The following is a 15457-nucleotide window of genomic DNA, read 5'->3' as shown; positions in this document are numbered from 1 at the left end:
CGACCGTGACAGTCGGCTGCACATCAATATTTACAATCTTTCGAACGATGAGGCGGGCGGTAAAGCGGAACACGCGAAAGCTGGCGTGAGTCGCGTCAAAAAAGTCGTGGGGTATTATATGGCAAGACGTTGCCCCTCAGAATTTGCCGCCGGTTTTCATGACGCTGCCCCCTGCCAAAGACCCGACTCAAGCTTCCTCCGACAGCCGCCTCGACCTGCTCAAGGCCTGGCTGAACGCCCATGTAGCGCGCTATGCGCTCGAACTGGACACACTTTCGCCGGCTTCCTCCGACGCCAGTTTCCGTCGCTATTTCCGGCTCTCCGGTAAGGCGGCGGAAGGCGCAAGCGCCGGCACCCTGATCGCCGTCGATGCGCCGCCGCCCGAAAAGTGCCGCGAATTTGTGCAAGTCGCGCAATTGCTCGACGCCGCCAACGTGCATGTGCCGCGTGTGCTCGAGGTCGATTTCGAGGCCGGCTTCATGCTCGTCACCGATCTGGGCACCGATTCGTACCTCGGCGCGCTGAGCGCGGCGCAAAGCGGCGATGACCCGCGCCGGGCCCGCACGTTGATGCGCGACGCGCTCGACGCGCTGATCCGCTGGCAGCTCACGTCGCGCGAAGGCGTGCTGCCGCCGTTCGACGAAGCCTTTCTGCGCCGCGAGATGGAGTTGATGCCGGAATGGTTCATCGGCCGCCATCTGGGCCGTGAGATCGACGACAAGACCCGCGGGCTGCTCGATCGCACCTTCGCGCTGCTGATCGCGAGCGCCCGGGCGCAACCGCAGGTGTTCATGCTGCGCGATTTCATGCCGCGCAATCTGATGATCGCGACCGCCCCCAACCCCGTGAATCCCGGCGTGCTGGACTTTCAGGACGCGGTGTACGGCCCGATCACTTACGACGTCGCCTCGTTGTTGCGCGACGCGTTCCTCGGCTGGGACGAAGAGTTCGAACTGGATTGCTTCGTGTACTACTGGGAGCGCGCGAAAAAAGCGGGCCTGCCGGTCGATCCGGATTTCGGCGAGTTCTACCGCCAGCTCGAATGGATGGGGCTGCAACGGCACATCAAGGTGCTGGGGCTGTTCTGCCGGATCAACTACCGCGACAGCAAACCGCACTACATGAAGGATCTGCCGCGTTTCATCGGCTATGCACGCAAGGTGGCGGAACGCTATGCGCCGCTGCGCCCGTTCGCGAAGCTGCTCGACGAACTCGAAGGCCGCGCGAATGAAGTCGGCTACACGTTCTGAGCGATGACGATGTCTCTGAAGAAAGCGATGATTTTCGCGGCGGGCCGCGGTGAGCGCATGCGTCCGTTGACCGACACGTGCCCGAAGCCTTTGCTCGAAGTGGGCGGCAAGCCGTTGATCGTGTGGCAGATCGAACGCCTCGCGCGCGCCGGTTTTCAAACCATCGTGATCAACCACGCGTGGCTCGGCGAGCGGATCGAAGCCGCGCTCGGCGACGGCTCACGCTGGAACGTCGAATTGCGCTACTCGGCCGAGCATGAAGCGTTGGAAACGGCGGGCGGGATCGTACAGGCGTTGCCCCTGCTCGAAGACGAGGGCAACAGCGAAGTGTTCGTCGCGGTAAGCGGCGACGTCTACGCGGATTTCGATTACGCGACGCTGAACACACGCGCCGAAGCGCTGAAGGCATTGCCTGAGCCAGGCATGCATCTGGTGATGGTGCCGAACCCGGCGTTCCATCCTGGCGGCGACTTCGGTTTGATCGACGGCGTGCTGTCGCTCGATGCACAACCGCGCTTCACGTTCGGCAACATCGGCCTCTACGACACGCGCATGGTGCGCGGTCTACCGCGTGGTACGCGGCGCGCGCTCTCGCCTTACTACCGCGAGACGATTGCACGCGGTCTCGCGAGCGGCGAGTTGTACGAAGGCTTGTGGGAGAACGTCGGCACGCCGGCGCAGTTGCAGGCTTTGGATCAGCGTTTGAGCGCACGCTGATTGCAGGCCGCATGGTGCTGACGACGCAACGGAATAACGTACGCGGCGCAGCGTGTCATGGTCAACACTGAGCGGACAACGCCGCTCGCCCAGCAGGGCGTCTCGCTGCTGCTTGCTCAGTGCTCGCTATCCACCGTTTCAGCCGACTCCGGCGCCTGCGCGGCACGTTGCTGCTGCAACGCCCACATCTGCGCGAACAGGCCGTCGGCACGCAGCAACTCGGCGTGCGTCCCGCGCTCGACGATGCGCCCCTTGTCCATCACGATGATCTGCTGCGCGTGCACCACCGTCGACAACCGGTGCGCGATGATCAGCGTCGTCCGCTCGCGGGCAATCTGGTCGAGCTCATGCTGGATCGCGCGCTCCGAACGCGAATCGAGCGCCGACGTCGCCTCGTCGAACAACAGGATCGGCGGGTTCTTGAGGATGGTCCGCGCAATCGCCACGCGCTGCTTTTCACCACCGGACAACTTCAGGCCACGCTCGCCGACCGGCGTCTCGTAACCCTTCGGCAACCCTTCGATGAAGTCGTGAATATGCGCCGCGCGCGCCGCCGCGATCACTTCCTCACGCGTGGCCGACGGACGGCCATAAGCGATGTTGTAGTAGATCGAATCGTTGAACAGCACGGTGTCCTGCGGCACGATGCCGATCGAAGCCCGCAGCGAATCCTGCGTCACGTCGCGAATATCCTGACCGTCGATGGTGATCGCGCCGCCCGTTGCGCGGTCCAGATCATAGAAACGGAACATCAGCCGCGCGAGCGTCGATTTGCCCGAACCGCTGTGGCCGACCACCGCCGTGGTGGTGCCGGCCGGAATCGTGAAGCTCACGTCGTGCAGAATCTGCCGCGCCGGCTCATATGAAAAGTTCACCTGCTCGAAGCGGACCTGCGCACCGCTCACCCGCAACTCGGGCGCGCCCGGCACATCGGGCACTTCCTGGGCCGCGCCAAGCAGCGTGAACATGCGGTCCATATCGGTGAGGCTTTGCTTCAGTTCCCGATACACGACACCGAGAAAATTCAGCGGAATATAAAGCTGCAACATGAAGGTGTTGATCAACACCAGATCGCCGAGCGTAAGGCGGCCGGCCATCACGCCTTCGGTCGCGCGCCACAGAATGAACACGAGCCCGGTGCCGATGATCGCCTGCTGCCCGAAGTTCAACGCCGACAGCGAGCGCTGCGATTTGATCGCGGCCGTGCGATAGCGCTTGAGGTTTTCGTCGTAACGATGCGCTTCCCACTCTTCATTGCCGAAGTATTTGACCGTCTCGTAGTTGAGCAATGAATCGATTGCGCGCGAATTCGCCTTTGAATCGAGGTCGTTCATCGTGCGGCGAAAATGCGTGCGCCATTCGGTGACTTTCACGGTAAACGTGATGTACGTGGCGAGCGCAATAAACGTGACGATCGCGTAATACGCCTCGTATTTGACGACAAAAAAGCCGAGCACGAGACCGACTTCAACCAGCGTCGGCAGGATGCTGTACAGCGAATACGAAATCAGCTGCGTAATGCCGCGCGTGCCGCGCTCGATATCGCGCGACATGCCGCCCGTCTGGCGGTCGAGATGAAACCGCAAGGACAGCGCATGTAAATGGCGGAACACTTTCAGCGCGAGCTGGCGCACCGCGCTTTCGGTCACTTTCGCAAACAGGATTTCGCGCAGCTCGGTGAAAAGCGAAGTGGACAGCCGCACCACCGCATAGGCGACCACCAGCAAGCCGACGCCGCCCAGCAGCACGATGCCGGGCGAATCGTGCGCACGGCCGAGTGCGGTGAGATGTTGCACCGACGCGAGGCTGTCGACGATCCGCTTCATCACGATCGGCACACCGAGGTTGGCGACCTTCGCGCCGATCAGGCAGCTCAGCGCAAAGCCAACGCGCCATTTATAGGTGGCGAGGTAAGGCAGCAGCGACAGGATCGTTTGCCAGTCGTTACGCGGCTGGGTCGAGATCGGTGAAGGTTCGGATGAGGGCGTACGGCGCATGGGATCGGCTGGGGAGAGAGTGGAAGCGCCGGAACCGCCCTGTACAGGCCAGACGCGCTCCAGTGAAGCCACGGCGCCCGCCTTCACTGCGGATGGCTTAAGCGCCGGGTCATTGCGGATCAGTCTACCGTATCCTGGAGTGTCCGGCTTGCGCCGGTCGCGATCTTGCCATGCCGGCAGCCGGACCATGTCCAGAAGGACCCCGGCAGCGGCAGCAGTACTTCGCCTCCAGCCGCTTGCCCGGCCCGTCAACTGCCTTGCGGGGTGAACTTATATTTCTCCGTCTCCATGGCTTTGTAGTCGTACGTGAGGGGATCGCCCACGCGCCCTTTGGAGGCCGCTCTTTTCAGCCCACCTTTTTCATAAAGCACGCTGACAGTGACGCGTCCCCGTGCATCTTTTCGAATCAAGGCAACACTCGTTCCTATCGACGGCATTTTTCCGTCAGGTTCAAAATAATTGTTAACGTGGGTTCCTTTCGACCACTCCCATTCCGGACGATTAATCCGCGTGTCGTCCTGCGGGCGGGCCTTATTGAATTTTCCGTTGTAGGTGATCACGGAAAATGGATAGTCATTCCCCATGTCGACCAGGTCGTTATTACTGGGTTGTGCCAGTGCCTTCTTTTGCGCATCGGGTTTTAAATGTTCATGCGCCTCGCGCAGACTGCTCACGCCTTCCCGAGCGGTTTTCCAGTTGGCATTCGGAGTCGATGTCCCGGTATGGTAAGCATAAAATTTCTGGTTATCCGCAGCGAACATCGTGGTACATCCGCTGAGACTCCCAGTCGTCACCAGAACCGCCCCCTTGGGCGGTATATCCGCAAACGATATTTGCACAGCACCCACGCCTTCCCGGCCGTTTTCGAGTTCGATCACATCGACCTGCTCACTCAGCGTGCGCTTGCCTCGCCCCCATTGACCGAAATAACTGTTCGAATTCGAAGAAAAAGAAGTGACGTCCCGCCCATTTCCCGTTCGCAGAACCTCTTGTGCCGCAGCGGGTGAGATTTCCGATGAGTTAGTCGGGCTGGACATTTTCATCTCCTTGTCGTGACGATAAAAACTAAACCTGGTGTTGTTCTTGCCCGGCGTCTTGAGGTAAATGGCGCCTCTCCCTTCAAGCGGCGCAATATCGCCTTTCCTGACCCGGTTGGCGTCGCTATAGAAAGCGCCCCGGATTTTCGACTTGATGGGAGTGCGCGGCCTTTTCTGGCTCGGGCCCGGTTGCGGCTCGCTTGTTCCGGCTTGGGGCGCCTCGGGAGGCGGTGCCTTTTTTTTGGGCCGCGCCCCATGCTCGCTTGCGCCGGCTCCCGTCAACTCGCCGGGTAGTTTCGGGGGCTCGGTTGGACTCAGCGGATAGCCTGTACGGCCGTCCGGCAATCGCTTCGGAGGATGGAAATCCGGACGGCTCGGCGGCGCCTTCGGGGCCACGCCCTCCTCTCGCCTGATGGGTATTTCGGCGCTTTTTCCGGAAGGCAAATCGTTGATGCTGAAGACCAGATCGTGCACCTGATCCAGCGTCAATGGCTTGTCTTTGGACATGGCGGTGAGCACGTCGGCGGAAACAGTGATGACATTCATCACGCCGCCGCCCGGTGTCACCCCGCGAATGGCCACCAGAACGGAGTCGATCTGAGCGGTATCTTCGGCAATCTCCTTCCTCTCCTGATCTGTGATATTCCTGCCATGCATCACGACGTGGTGCACATCGCTGATACTCGCGGCAAACGCGCCAATCGGGTGTTTAAGCGCATCTTTGACGGTTTCCAGCACACCTTCCAACGTGTAATCGGTTCTGACGCGAATACCTCCCACATATCGGACCTCCTCCGGGCCGTTATGCGGCGGCTCCTTCCTGGGCGGAGAAGCTGGCGGGTCGTCTCCAGGTATAGAGCGCTTCACGCGTGCGCCACCGGAGCGCACGCTTCGTTCATCGCCGGCGCGTCCTATATTGTTCGGCTCCGGCTCTTGCCAATGGGACACTGCAATACTGCTGGTGATTCTCATCGATAATCTCGCGTCGTCGGATTTCGGGACGTGCGCACTGCTCGCTTTGTCTGGCCCGAAACCGCCATCCGCGGCAGCGTCCTGGATATCCGGGACGAGGCAATCCGCACGGGAACCGCCATCGTGCGCTGATGTTTTTGCCGAAGGTGTTACCCCCGTACTTCGGAGCGCCATTTCACATCGAGATCATCGAAATAGAACCAACAGGACCGCGCGCCGTCAATTCCCGGCGGACCAGGTGTTATCAGCGGCACGCCGTCCGGCAGCGAACGTCTGACTCACTGCTTTCCGGTACGCGCCCTGAGCAGGCGCTTTCCCGTACAATTCCTGATCTTTTACTGTCGCAGAAGCTGGCTGGCGCCGCTTTCATGGAATGGCCGGCCGAGGTTTCATCCGGGCCGTGCCGGTGTGCCGCGTGGCCGTGCCGAACCGCTGTGTCGTACTGCTGTGTCGTACAGTCTTCGTGAAATCCCCCGCCTGCTAGTCGAGCCGGCCGAGCCATTACGAACTTCAAGGGTGCCCCGATGACCGATATTCTTCAACTCCCGCAAAAACCTTGCGCGCTACGCGTCATGCCGCAACCGTCGGACGCGAATGTCCACGGCGATGTGTTCGGTGGCTGGATCATGGCGCAAGTGGATATCGCCGGTTCGATTCCGGCAAGCCGTCGTGCCAATGGGCGCGTGGCGACCATCGCGGTCAATTCGTTCGTCTTCAAGCAGCCGGTGTTTGTCGGCGATCTGTTGAGTTTTTATGCCGATATCGTCAAGACGGGCAACACGTCGGTGACGGTGGCGGTCGAGGTCTACGCGCAACGCATGAGCCTGACCGAAGAGCTCGTGAAGGTCACCGAAGCGACCCTGACCTATGTCGCGACCGATAGCGACCGGCGCCCGCGCGCGCTGCCGGTGCTGGATTGAGCGGCGGATACTGAATGAAAAACGAGGCGCCTGAGCGCCTCGTTTATCTTCATACGTTGTGCCTGGCGGGTTGTGTTGCCAGGCCGTGCACGCCGGGTTGCGTATGCCGGAATCTCCCAGCGCCAGCACGACCGAACCGCCAGCCTCCGTCCGGCCCGCAGCCGTTTATTGGCTCACGTTCATTGGCTCGCCGCTGCGCCTATCCCCGCCTTCTTCTGCGCGTTCTGCAGGTCAGTCGGATAGTTCGGGTCGTTGCGCGACGGGTTATACCCGTTACTCTCCAATTGCTTCAGCTCGGCGTTCTTCTTCGCCCGTCGCTGCTTGGCCGCGGCACTGCGCTCGGCCTTCGTGGTGGTTGCCTTTGAAGCGGCCATTGGCTTGGCAGCATCGGCGTCATTCCCCGCCGGGCCACCGCCACCGCCGCTTTGCGCGAACGCCGGTGCAACCGAAGCCACGCTCAGTACAACCGATGCCAGCAACACAGCCCATTTCCTTGCAGGTGAAGACGTCATTTTTCTCTCCAGTCGGATTGGCAGATATTCGACGGCGAAACGCCCATGACAGAGTGCGAGCAGCGAAAAGCGGGCGCAACGCCACGTGAATCGGTGCTTCGTGGTTCCCAGCGAAGTCTGAGATGGGAAACTCGAATATATACGACTGACCCTCGCGCGCAAACCGCTTTACCCGGCGAAAGACCGGTCGAATCGTCGATTAATGTCGCTTTTTGGCTTGGCGAACGCCTTGATCTACTGGCTTAATACTGCACGAACGCCGTCTGGCAGTCGAACGGCGACATCCTCGCCCGCTCGGGCAAGTCCGATGGATCTTCTAACGGGAGTGAAATGAAACTGATTGGAATGCTGGATTCGCCCTACGTGCGGCGCGTCGCTATCTGCCTGAAGTTGCTGAAGCTCGACTTCGACCACAAGTCGATTTCCGTATTCAGCACGTATGAGGCGTTCGCGAAGATCAATCCGGTCGTGAAAGCGCCAACCCTGATCCTCGACAACGGCCAGCGCGTGATGGACTCGACCGTGATCCTGCAATACGTCGCCACGCTCGCCGCGCCGGAGCAACGGATCTTCCCGACACAAGCGGAGCACTGCCTGCGCGCCGCGCGTCTCACGGGCCTCGCGCTGGCCGCTTGTGAGAAGTCCGTGCAGATCGTCTACGAACGCAATCTGCGTCCGGCGGACAAGCAGCACGAGCCGTGGGTCGACCGCGTGACCGAGCAATTGCTCGCCGCTTACCGCGAACTCGAAGCGGAACTCGTGTCGACCCCGCTACCCGTCGAAGCGAACCGTTTCGGCGCGGCGGACGTGACGGTAGCCGTAGCGTGGAATTTCACGCAGATGTTCTTGCCGGAGATCGTCACCAAGGCGGCACATCCGCAACTCCAGGCATTTTCCGAGGCAGCCGAGCAGTTGCCGGTGTTCGTCGACACGCCAGCGGTATAAAACGCGCCCGGGCGGCTAGCCAGCCAGCGAGCAACAAGCGCAGCCTGCAACGGGCTTCACTGCCGATTGCAGGCGCCGGGACGGCCGGCCGCGCTTTGGCTGCCGGCGCTCATCCGCAGTCACGGCTTACACCGTCGCCGCTTCCCGGTCCACGCCACCCTGGAACAACTCGGAGATCGCATCCGTCGACAGCGGCCTTGCGAAGTAGAAGCCCTGCATTTCGTCGCATGCACGCTCTTTCAGAAAGTCGAGTTGCGCCGACGTCTCCACGCCTTCCGCGATCACCTGCAACTTCAGCGAATGCGCGAGCGCGATGATCGCCGAGGTAATCGTTTCATCGTCGCCCGACACGCCGATATCCGACACGAACGAGCGGTCGATCTTCAGCCGGTCCACCGGAAAGCGCTTCAGATAGCTCAGGCTCGAATAGCCGGTGCCGAAGTCGTCGATGGCAAGGCCGATGCCGAGCGCGTGCAGCTCGTTGAGCATCGACACCGCCTCCTCGGCATTGCGCATGATGGTGCTTTCGGTAAGCTCGAGTTCGAGATACTGCGGCTCGAGACCCGTCTCGGCCAGCACCTGTTTGACCAGCTTCGCGATATCGCGCTGCTGAAACACGCGCGCCGACAGATTCACCGAGACCCGCGCCGGCGGCAAGCCTTCGTCCTGCCACGCCTTGTTCTGGCGGCACGCCTCGCGCAACACCCATTCCGACAACGGCCCGATCAAGCCGCTCTCCTCGGCAACCGGAATGAATAGCGACGGCAGCACCAGGCCGACTTCCGGATCGTGCCAGCGCACCAGCGCCTCGGTGCCGACGATCCGTCCGCTCTCGATATCCACCTGCGGCTGGTAGTGCAACAGGAACTCGTTGTCGCGCAACGCGCGGCGCAAACGCCGCTCAAGATTCAGGCGCGCGCCCGCGCTCGCATTCATCTCCGGCTGGTAGAACTGGAAGGTATTGCGGCCCATGTCCTTCGCGCGATACATCGCGAGGTCGGCTTTTTTCATCAGCGTTTCCGCGTCTTCGCCGTCCTGCGGAAAGAGGCTCGCGCCCATGCTGCAGCCGACATACAACTCGGTGCCGTCGAGCCACACCGGCTCGGAAATCGACGCGCGCACACGCTCCATCCACGCGATCAGCGACTGCTCGTCGACGGTATCGGTCATCACGATCACGAACTCGTCGCCACCGTGCCGCGCCACCGTGTCGCTGGTTCGCGAGCAGCGCGCGAGCCGCTCGGCCACCACGCTCAGCAAGCGGTCGCCGACGCTATGACCGAGGGTATCGTTGACGTTCTTGAAACCATCCAGATCGATGAACACGACCGCAACGCCCTTGTGGTGCCGGTGCGCAACGATCAACGCATGCTGCAGACGATCGCGCAGCAGATTGCGATTCGGCAGCCGCGTGAGACTGTCGTAGTTGGCCTGATACTCGAGCTGTTCCTGATAGCGGATCAGATCGGTCACGTCGTTGATCACACCGATGTGGTGCGTGATCACGCCTTCCGCGTTCGGCACCGGTGCGATGAACAGTTGATTCCAGAACAGCGCGCCGTCCTTGCGATAGTTGCGCACCACGGCGCTCACCTCGCGGTTCGCGGCGAGCGCCTGACGGATCAGCGCAACGCCTTCCTGGTCGCGGTCGTCGCGCTGCAGGACACGGCAATCGTGGCCGATCACTTCGGCGGGGTCGTAACCGGTGATGCGCATGAACGCGGGGTTCACGTATTCGATCAGATTGCCCGCCGGCGACGGCGCGGTTATCAGAATCGCGTTGACGCTGGCGTCGAGCGCACGGCTTTGCAGACGCAAAGCCAGATCGGAGCGCTTGCGCTCGGTGATGTCCGTATAAGACCCGAGCACGCCGATCACGCGTCCGTCGCTGTCAGTGAACGGCAGCTTGCTCGTGACCATGGTGCGATGGACGCCGTCGATCAGCACATCGACCTCGAAGTTCATCTTCGGCACGCCGGTGGTCACCACTTCCCTATCGTGCTCGTTCAGCAGCTCGGCGTAAGCGCGCCACGGCATCTCGCTGTCGCTCTTGCCGACGACCTGCTCGGAATACGAGAGCCCCGCATCGCGCGCGAACGCCATATTGCAGCCGAGATAGCGCGACTCCCGATCCTTCCAGAAAATCCGCTGCGGAATGTTGTCGATCACCGTTTCAAGCATCTGGTTCGAACGCTGCGCTTCGGCTTCGGCGTTGATCTGCTCGGTGACGTCATCGGCCAGCACGAAGAAAGCGGCGCGGCCCATGAAGTTGAGCGCGTGATACGAAATGTCGGCGCTGATCATCGAACCGTCCTTGCGCCGGTGGTGCCAGATGCCCGCCATCGTGCGGCCCTGTTGCTGGACATCGCTGCGCTGCAAGTACGATTCGAGTCGCGAGATTTCGACATTCGGCCGGATCGCCCGAATCGTCATGCCGAGAAATTCGCTTTCCGAGTAGCCGTATTGCTGGATCGCGGCCGCGTTGACCGCGAGAAAGCGCAGCGTCTCGCGATCGAAAATGTACATCGGCACCGGATGATCATCGAACAGGCCGCGAAAACGCTCGTCGTTGCGGCTAATCGCGCCGACGGTGCGCAGCTTTTCACGCGCGCGGCTTTCGCGGGCGCCGAACGTGAAGATCAGGAGCGCGCCACCGCCTAGCATCGTCACGAGCAGCAGAAACATGGCGCGCCGGGTCTCGCTCGTGGAAGCCGCGAGCGACACCTGCAACGCCTCATCCTCCTGCTGGCGCAACGCCGCGAGACCGGCCTCCACTCGGCCGAGGCCCAGCCCGAGATGCGTATAGGTCGACACCGCCCACCCGCGCGATTCGTTCGGCGTCGCGCCGGCGCCCGTCAACAGCGCATCGGCGATATCGTGCTGCAGCACGTGACTGTCCGCGCTGAGCCTGGCGAGCGTGTCGAGCATCGCGGGCTCGCCGGCGAGCTCGTTGCGCAAATCATGCTCCAGACCCGCCAGCACGGGCGCCATGGCGGCGACCTCGTTCACCGGCACGGCCTCACCTATCGCTTCGAAACGGCCAAGCGTGGCCAGCCCGCCGTCGAGCGCCGTATGGTAGGCGTCGAGGTTCTGACGCACGCTCGCCGAACGCAGCATGCGCGCGTCGGCGTCACGCTGGCCGCAAATCTGCGTATAGGCGACGCACGCGTTCGCGCCGACCGCCGCGGCGACGACCGCCAGATTGATCAGCAGCCGCTTCGATAAAAAAGGAGTCATGGATTCCGAACGTCAATCGTTCTGAGGGCGGGAGCGCGGGGTCGCTTTCGGTGCGTCGGGTCGCATCGAGTCGAGTCTTTTTACGCGCCAACCCATGGATAACGGCAGGGTTCGGAACAGATTGAGGGCGAGGGATGAAAAAAAACGCCGCACCTAGCCGGCCGCACCAAATTCCTTCATCGCGGGGACGAAGTCGTGGTTGCTGTCCGGCTTGCGCGACAATTTGGCGAGCACGTAGCGTTTGAACGGCCCGAGTTCGGCCCACTGGGCAACGTCCGGCGTCGGCAGGCCGGCCAGCCCCGCCTGATGCGCGACGCCATCCGGCACGCTATCCGTGCGGCGCCAGGCGGGCGCTTCCTCGGGCGTAAACCACTCCGGCTCGACGTTGGCGTGCGTGCGCAGCATTTCGAACAGCGCATGGTCGAAATTCGGTTCGATTTCCGCGTCCTCTTCGACCGGAAAACGCGCCAGCAGCTTGCGATCCTCGAGCGGCAGCAGCTGCCACTGCGCGAGCGTGATGCGCAACCCGAAGCGATCAAGATTGAAGCGCACCGACATCGGGATGTAGGTGAAATTCTCCGAAGACGCGACTTCGAAGTTGAACAGAAGCGGTGCTTCGTTGAGTCCCATGACAGTATTCCTCGTTGGTAGCGGGCAGCGCACCAGCCCAGCTTGAGGTATTTTAGAACCTTATTCGCGTAATAGCGGCGTGGTCTGGCACCGCTTCACAACGCCGGGCAACGCTGCCAGCCGCTCAACCGCGCAGCATGACAGGAGTGAAACAGCTTGAACGAACTGGATACAGCCGGGCAGCCGGGCACCGTGGAGCGCCACGTACACCGGCATCGCGGCGCGTTGGTCGAATCCGTCACCGATCACGTCGGTCAGGAGTGGCCGGTGGCGCTCGTCTTCAACGGCATCTCGCACGCGGTAATGATGTGCACGCCGCGCGATCTGGAAGCGTTCGCGGTCGGTTTTGCGATTTCGGAAGGGATCGTGGAACGCGGCAGCGACATTCAGGACATCGAGGTCGAGCTACACGACGATGACGAATTGCCGCACGCCGAGGTGCAATTGAAAGTGGTGCAGCAGGCTTTCGTCGCGCTGAAGGAAAAGCGCCGCGCGCTCGCCGGGCGCACCGGCTGTGGCGTGTGCGGAATCGAAAGCATCGATCTGCTGGATCTGAATCCGGAGCGCGTGCCCGACACCGGCTTTCTGCAACGGCTCGCGCCGGATGCGATTGCTCGTGCCGCGCGCGAATTGCCGGAACACCAGTCGCTGACGCGTCTGACCGGCGGCCTGCACGCCGCCGCATGGTGCGATGCGGCAGGCGCGATTCGCTACGCGTTCGAGGATGTCGGCCGTCACAACGCACTCGACAAGCTGATCGGCCAGCTGGTGCTTGATCGCGTGGATACCAAGGAAGGTTTTGTGTTTCTGTCGAGCCGAGCCAGCTACGAGCTGGTGCGCAAGGCAGCGCGTGTCGACGTGCCGATGGTCGCGACGATTTCGGCGCCGTCGTCGCTGGCGATTGCAATTGCCCGCAAGGCCGGCGTGCGGCTGGTCAGCTTCTGCCGCGAAACCAGCTACGTCGACTATGACACGTTGCAGTCGACGCAGCTTTAAGCGGAGGAAATGCCGGGAGGATCTGCAACTGTTGATGCGCATGATCGCCGGACGCATCTAGTGCATTCAGGCCTCTCTGGCATCCTTCGCCGCCATTCAAGCACCCAAACGCAGCCCTCGCTCAGTCGAACTGCCGGAAATCCGGCTTGCGCTTCTCGAAGAACGCCTTGAACGCCTCGCGCGCTTCCGGCGCGAGCAGCATCTTGCCGAAGTGCACCGCTTCCTCTGTCATTTGCGTATGCAGTTCCTGGTGGCTCGCGCGCTTCATCAGATTCTTCGTCACGCGCAACGACGAGGCCGGCAGTGCCGCCAGCTTCGCCGCTTGCGCTGCCGCGAACGCATCGACTTCAGCGGCGGGCAGCACGCGATTCACGAAGCCCATGCGGTGTGCTTCGGCGGCATCGAACGCTTCGCCTAGCAGCAGTTTCTCCGCTGCCGCCTGGTAGCCGGCCACGCGCTGCAACAGCAAACTCGACGCCGCTTCCGGACACAGCCCAAGTTGAGTAAACGGCAGCGAAAAACTCGCCGTATCCGCCGCATAAACCAGGTCGCAGTGCAGTAGCAGCGTCGTGCCGATGCCGACCGCCGGCCCCGCCACCGATACCACCACCGGCCTTTCCGCCGAGCTGATCGCACGCAGGAACTGGAACACCGGCGCGTTTTCGCCCATCGGCGGGGTCTTCATGAAGTCTTCGAGATCGTTGCCCGCGCTGAAGATGCCGGCGCTGCCGCGAATCAGAATCGCCCGGATCGACGCGTCGCCCTGTGCTTCGACCAGCGCGTCAGCCATCGTCTGATACATGGCGGCCGTGATCGCGTTTTTCTTGTCGGGCCGGTTGAAGGCAATCGTCAGCACGCCATCGGCGCGCTCGATCAGAATATCCATTGTCATCTCCTCGTACTCCTCTTTGCTGCTGAAAGGAAAAAACGGTTCGCAAGCCAGGCGGCCTGCGAACCGTTTCCGTGATCCCTAGGGGACCACTGCGGCAATCACTGCGAGGATCGCTCCAGCGACCGCCGCGGGGACCCGGGCAACCACGATTACAGACGCTCGATGATGCCGGCCGCGCCCATGCCGGTGCCGACGCACATCGTCACCATGCCGTACTTGAAGTTGCGGCGGCGCAGGCCGTGCACCACCGTCGACGCACGAATCGCACCCGTCGCACCCAGCGGATGGCCCAGAGCGATCGCGCCACCTAGCGGGTTGATCTTCGACGGATCGAGACCGAGGTCCTGAATCACCGCCAGCGATTGCGCGGCGAATGCTTCGTTCAGCTCGATCCAGTCCATGTCTTCGATCTTCAGGCCGGCGGCCTTCAAGGCGGCCGGAATCGCTTCCTTCGGCCCGATGCCCATGATTTCCGGCGGCACACCGCGCACGGCGAAGCTGACGAAACGGGCGAGCGGCGTCAGGTTGAATTCCTTCAGCATCTTTTCCGACACGACGATCAGCGCGCCCGCGCCGTCCGACGTTTGCGAGCTGTTGCCGGCGGTCACCGAACCCTTGTTGGCGAACACGGTGCGCAGCCTGGCGAGGCCTTCCATTGAGGTATCGCCGCGCGGACCTTCATCGAGCGAGACTTCGCGCGTCTTCACCTTCACTTCGCCGGTGGCGAGATCGGGGAAACGCTCAGTGATCGTGTAGGCCGCGATTTCGTCGTTGAACTCACCGGCTTGCTGCGCGGCGATCGCGCGGCGATGCGATTCGACCGAGAACGCGTCTTGCGCTTCGCGGCTGATCTTCCAGCGATCCGCGACCTTCTCTGCCGTCAGGCCCATGCCGTAGGCGATGCCGATGTCTTCATTGCGATCGAAGATGTGCGGCGACATTGACGGCTTGTTGCCCATCATCGGCACCATACTCATCGATTCGCAGCCGCCGGCGATCATCGCGTCCGATTCGCCGACGCGGATGCGATCCGCCGCCATTGCCAGCGCGGTGAGGCCCGAGGCGCAGAAGCGGTTCACCGTCACGCCGCCGACCGTGTTCGGCAGGCCTGCCAGCAGCGCGCCCATTCGCGCGACGTTCAAGCCTTGTTCCGCTTCCGGAATCGCGCAGCCGATGATCGCATCTTCGATCACTTTGGTATCGAGGCCGGGTACCTGCGCCACAGCCGATCGGATCGCGTGCACCAGCAGTTCGTCCGGTCGCGTGTTCTTGAACATCCCGCGCGGCGCCTTGCCGATCGGCGTGCGGCTCGCGGCGACGATGTATGCGTCTTGCAATTGCTTTGCCATTGA

The 15457-nt window shown here is 62.2% G+C and carries 12 protein-coding genes; 5 read left to right on the top strand and 7 right to left on the bottom strand.

Going from position 1 to position 15457, the window contains the following annotated elements; all coding sequences use genetic code 11:
* Window positions 1–158: 158 nt before the first annotated feature.
* Together PQR53_RS24500 and murU are read left to right on the top strand one after the other, a co-directional pair.
* Complete coding sequence (locus PQR53_RS24500) at window positions 159–1250, top strand: aminoglycoside phosphotransferase family protein (protein ID WP_408459614.1); 1092 nt, start codon at window positions 159–161, stop codon at window positions 1248–1250.
* A gap of 3 nt (window positions 1251–1253) precedes the next feature.
* On the top strand, window positions 1254–1967 hold the full coding sequence (gene murU / locus PQR53_RS24495; protein ID WP_408459611.1) for an N-acetylmuramate alpha-1-phosphate uridylyltransferase MurU: 714 nt from the start codon (window positions 1254–1256) through the stop codon (window positions 1965–1967).
* A gap of 116 nt (window positions 1968–2083) precedes the next feature.
* Here murU and PQR53_RS24490 read toward each other — a convergent pair whose 3' ends face one another.
* Together PQR53_RS24490 and PQR53_RS24485 are read right to left on the bottom strand one after the other, a co-directional pair.
* The gene (locus PQR53_RS24490; RefSeq protein WP_323043221.1) at window positions 2084–3964 is read right to left on the bottom strand and encodes an ABCB family ABC transporter ATP-binding protein/permease; all 1881 of its coding nucleotides are present in this window, start codon (window positions 3962–3964) and stop codon (window positions 2084–2086) included.
* A 248-nt stretch (window positions 3965–4212) separates the two neighbouring features.
* Window positions 4213–5973, bottom strand: a complete 1761-nt coding sequence (locus PQR53_RS24485) for a cytotoxic necrotizing factor Rho-activating domain-containing protein (RefSeq protein WP_408459608.1) — start codon at window positions 5971–5973, stop codon at window positions 4213–4215.
* Window positions 5974–6497: 524 nt separating this feature from the next.
* Between PQR53_RS24485 and PQR53_RS24480 the strand changes: the two genes are divergently transcribed.
* Window positions 6498–6893 (top strand): acyl-CoA thioesterase, encoded by a 396-nt coding sequence (locus PQR53_RS24480; RefSeq protein WP_408459605.1) that lies wholly within the window; start codon window positions 6498–6500, stop codon window positions 6891–6893.
* Window positions 6894–7072: 179 nt separating this feature from the next.
* Here PQR53_RS24480 and PQR53_RS24475 read toward each other — a convergent pair whose 3' ends face one another.
* Window positions 7073–7405, bottom strand: a complete 333-nt coding sequence (locus PQR53_RS24475; RefSeq protein ID WP_408459602.1) for a DUF4148 domain-containing protein — start codon at window positions 7403–7405, stop codon at window positions 7073–7075.
* 330 nt (window positions 7406–7735) lie between these two features.
* Between PQR53_RS24475 and PQR53_RS24470 the strand changes: the two genes are divergently transcribed.
* Window positions 7736–8350: a glutathione S-transferase gene (locus tag PQR53_RS24470; RefSeq protein ID WP_408459599.1), complete on the top strand. Its 615-nt coding sequence runs from the start codon at window positions 7736–7738 to the stop codon at window positions 8348–8350.
* A 126-nt stretch (window positions 8351–8476) separates the two neighbouring features.
* Here the strand turns inward: PQR53_RS24470 and PQR53_RS24465 are convergent, their stop codons facing one another.
* Window positions 8477–11587 carry a sensor domain-containing protein gene (locus PQR53_RS24465; protein ID WP_408459597.1) on the bottom strand — a complete coding sequence of 1037 codons (3111 nt, stop codon included), beginning with the start codon at window positions 11585–11587 and terminating at the stop codon, window positions 8477–8479.
* 153 nt (window positions 11588–11740) lie between these two features.
* On the bottom strand, window positions 11741–12217 hold the full coding sequence (locus PQR53_RS24460) for a nitrate reductase associated protein (protein WP_408459594.1): 477 nt from the start codon (window positions 12215–12217) through the stop codon (window positions 11741–11743).
* 156 nt (window positions 12218–12373) lie between these two features.
* On the opposite strand from PQR53_RS24460, the gene fdhD reads away from it, so the two are divergent.
* The gene (gene fdhD, locus PQR53_RS24455; protein ID WP_408459591.1) at window positions 12374–13213 is read left to right on the top strand and encodes a formate dehydrogenase accessory sulfurtransferase FdhD; all 840 of its coding nucleotides are present in this window, start codon (window positions 12374–12376) and stop codon (window positions 13211–13213) included.
* Between the two features lie 121 nt (window positions 13214–13334).
* Here fdhD and PQR53_RS24450 read toward each other — a convergent pair whose 3' ends face one another.
* Both PQR53_RS24450 and PQR53_RS24445 read right to left on the bottom strand, forming a co-directional pair.
* Window positions 13335–14105, bottom strand: coding sequence for an enoyl-CoA hydratase (locus PQR53_RS24450; RefSeq protein ID WP_408459588.1), 771 nt, complete (start codon window positions 14103–14105; stop codon window positions 13335–13337).
* Window positions 14106–14254: 149 nt separating this feature from the next.
* Window positions 14255–15454 carry an acetyl-CoA C-acyltransferase gene (locus tag PQR53_RS24445; RefSeq protein WP_408459585.1) on the bottom strand — a complete coding sequence of 400 codons (1200 nt, stop codon included), beginning with the start codon at window positions 15452–15454 and terminating at the stop codon, window positions 14255–14257.
* Between the last annotated feature and the right edge of the window lie 3 nt (window positions 15455–15457).

It is taken from the genome of Paraburkholderia fungorum, from assembly GCF_046027605.1.
Lineage (GTDB): Bacteria > Pseudomonadota > Gammaproteobacteria > Burkholderiales > Burkholderiaceae > Paraburkholderia > Paraburkholderia fungorum_F.
Note: the sequence above shows the minus strand (reverse complement) of the source record. Positions and strands in the feature narration are given on the sequence as shown.

Excerpts from the sequence above, each read along its gene's own strand:
- PQR53_RS24500 (WP_408459614.1), top strand. The coding sequence starts at position 159 with ATGACGCTGCCCCCTGCCAAAGACCCGACTCAAGCTTCCTCCGACAGC.
- murU (WP_408459611.1), top strand. The coding sequence starts at position 1,254 with ATGACGATGTCTCTGAAGAAAGCGATGATTTTCGCGGCGGGCCGCGGT.
- PQR53_RS24490 (WP_323043221.1), bottom strand. The coding sequence starts at position 3,964 with ATGCGCCGTACGCCCTCATCCGAACCTTCACCGATCTCGACCCAGCCG.
- PQR53_RS24485 (WP_408459608.1), bottom strand. The coding sequence starts at position 5,973 with ATGAGAATCACCAGCAGTATTGCAGTGTCCCATTGGCAAGAGCCGGAG.
- PQR53_RS24480 (WP_408459605.1), top strand. The coding sequence starts at position 6,498 with ATGACCGATATTCTTCAACTCCCGCAAAAACCTTGCGCGCTACGCGTC.
- PQR53_RS24475 (WP_408459602.1), bottom strand. The coding sequence starts at position 7,405 with ATGACGTCTTCACCTGCAAGGAAATGGGCTGTGTTGCTGGCATCGGTT.
- PQR53_RS24470 (WP_408459599.1), top strand. The coding sequence starts at position 7,736 with ATGAAACTGATTGGAATGCTGGATTCGCCCTACGTGCGGCGCGTCGCT.
- PQR53_RS24465 (WP_408459597.1), bottom strand. The coding sequence starts at position 11,587 with ATGACTCCTTTTTTATCGAAGCGGCTGCTGATCAATCTGGCGGTCGTC.
- PQR53_RS24460 (WP_408459594.1), bottom strand. The coding sequence starts at position 12,217 with ATGGGACTCAACGAAGCACCGCTTCTGTTCAACTTCGAAGTCGCGTCT.
- PQR53_RS24450 (WP_408459588.1), bottom strand. The coding sequence starts at position 14,105 with ATGACAATGGATATTCTGATCGAGCGCGCCGATGGCGTGCTGACGATT.
- PQR53_RS24445 (WP_408459585.1), bottom strand. The coding sequence starts at position 15,454 with ATGGCAAAGCAATTGCAAGACGCATACATCGTCGCCGCGAGCCGCACG.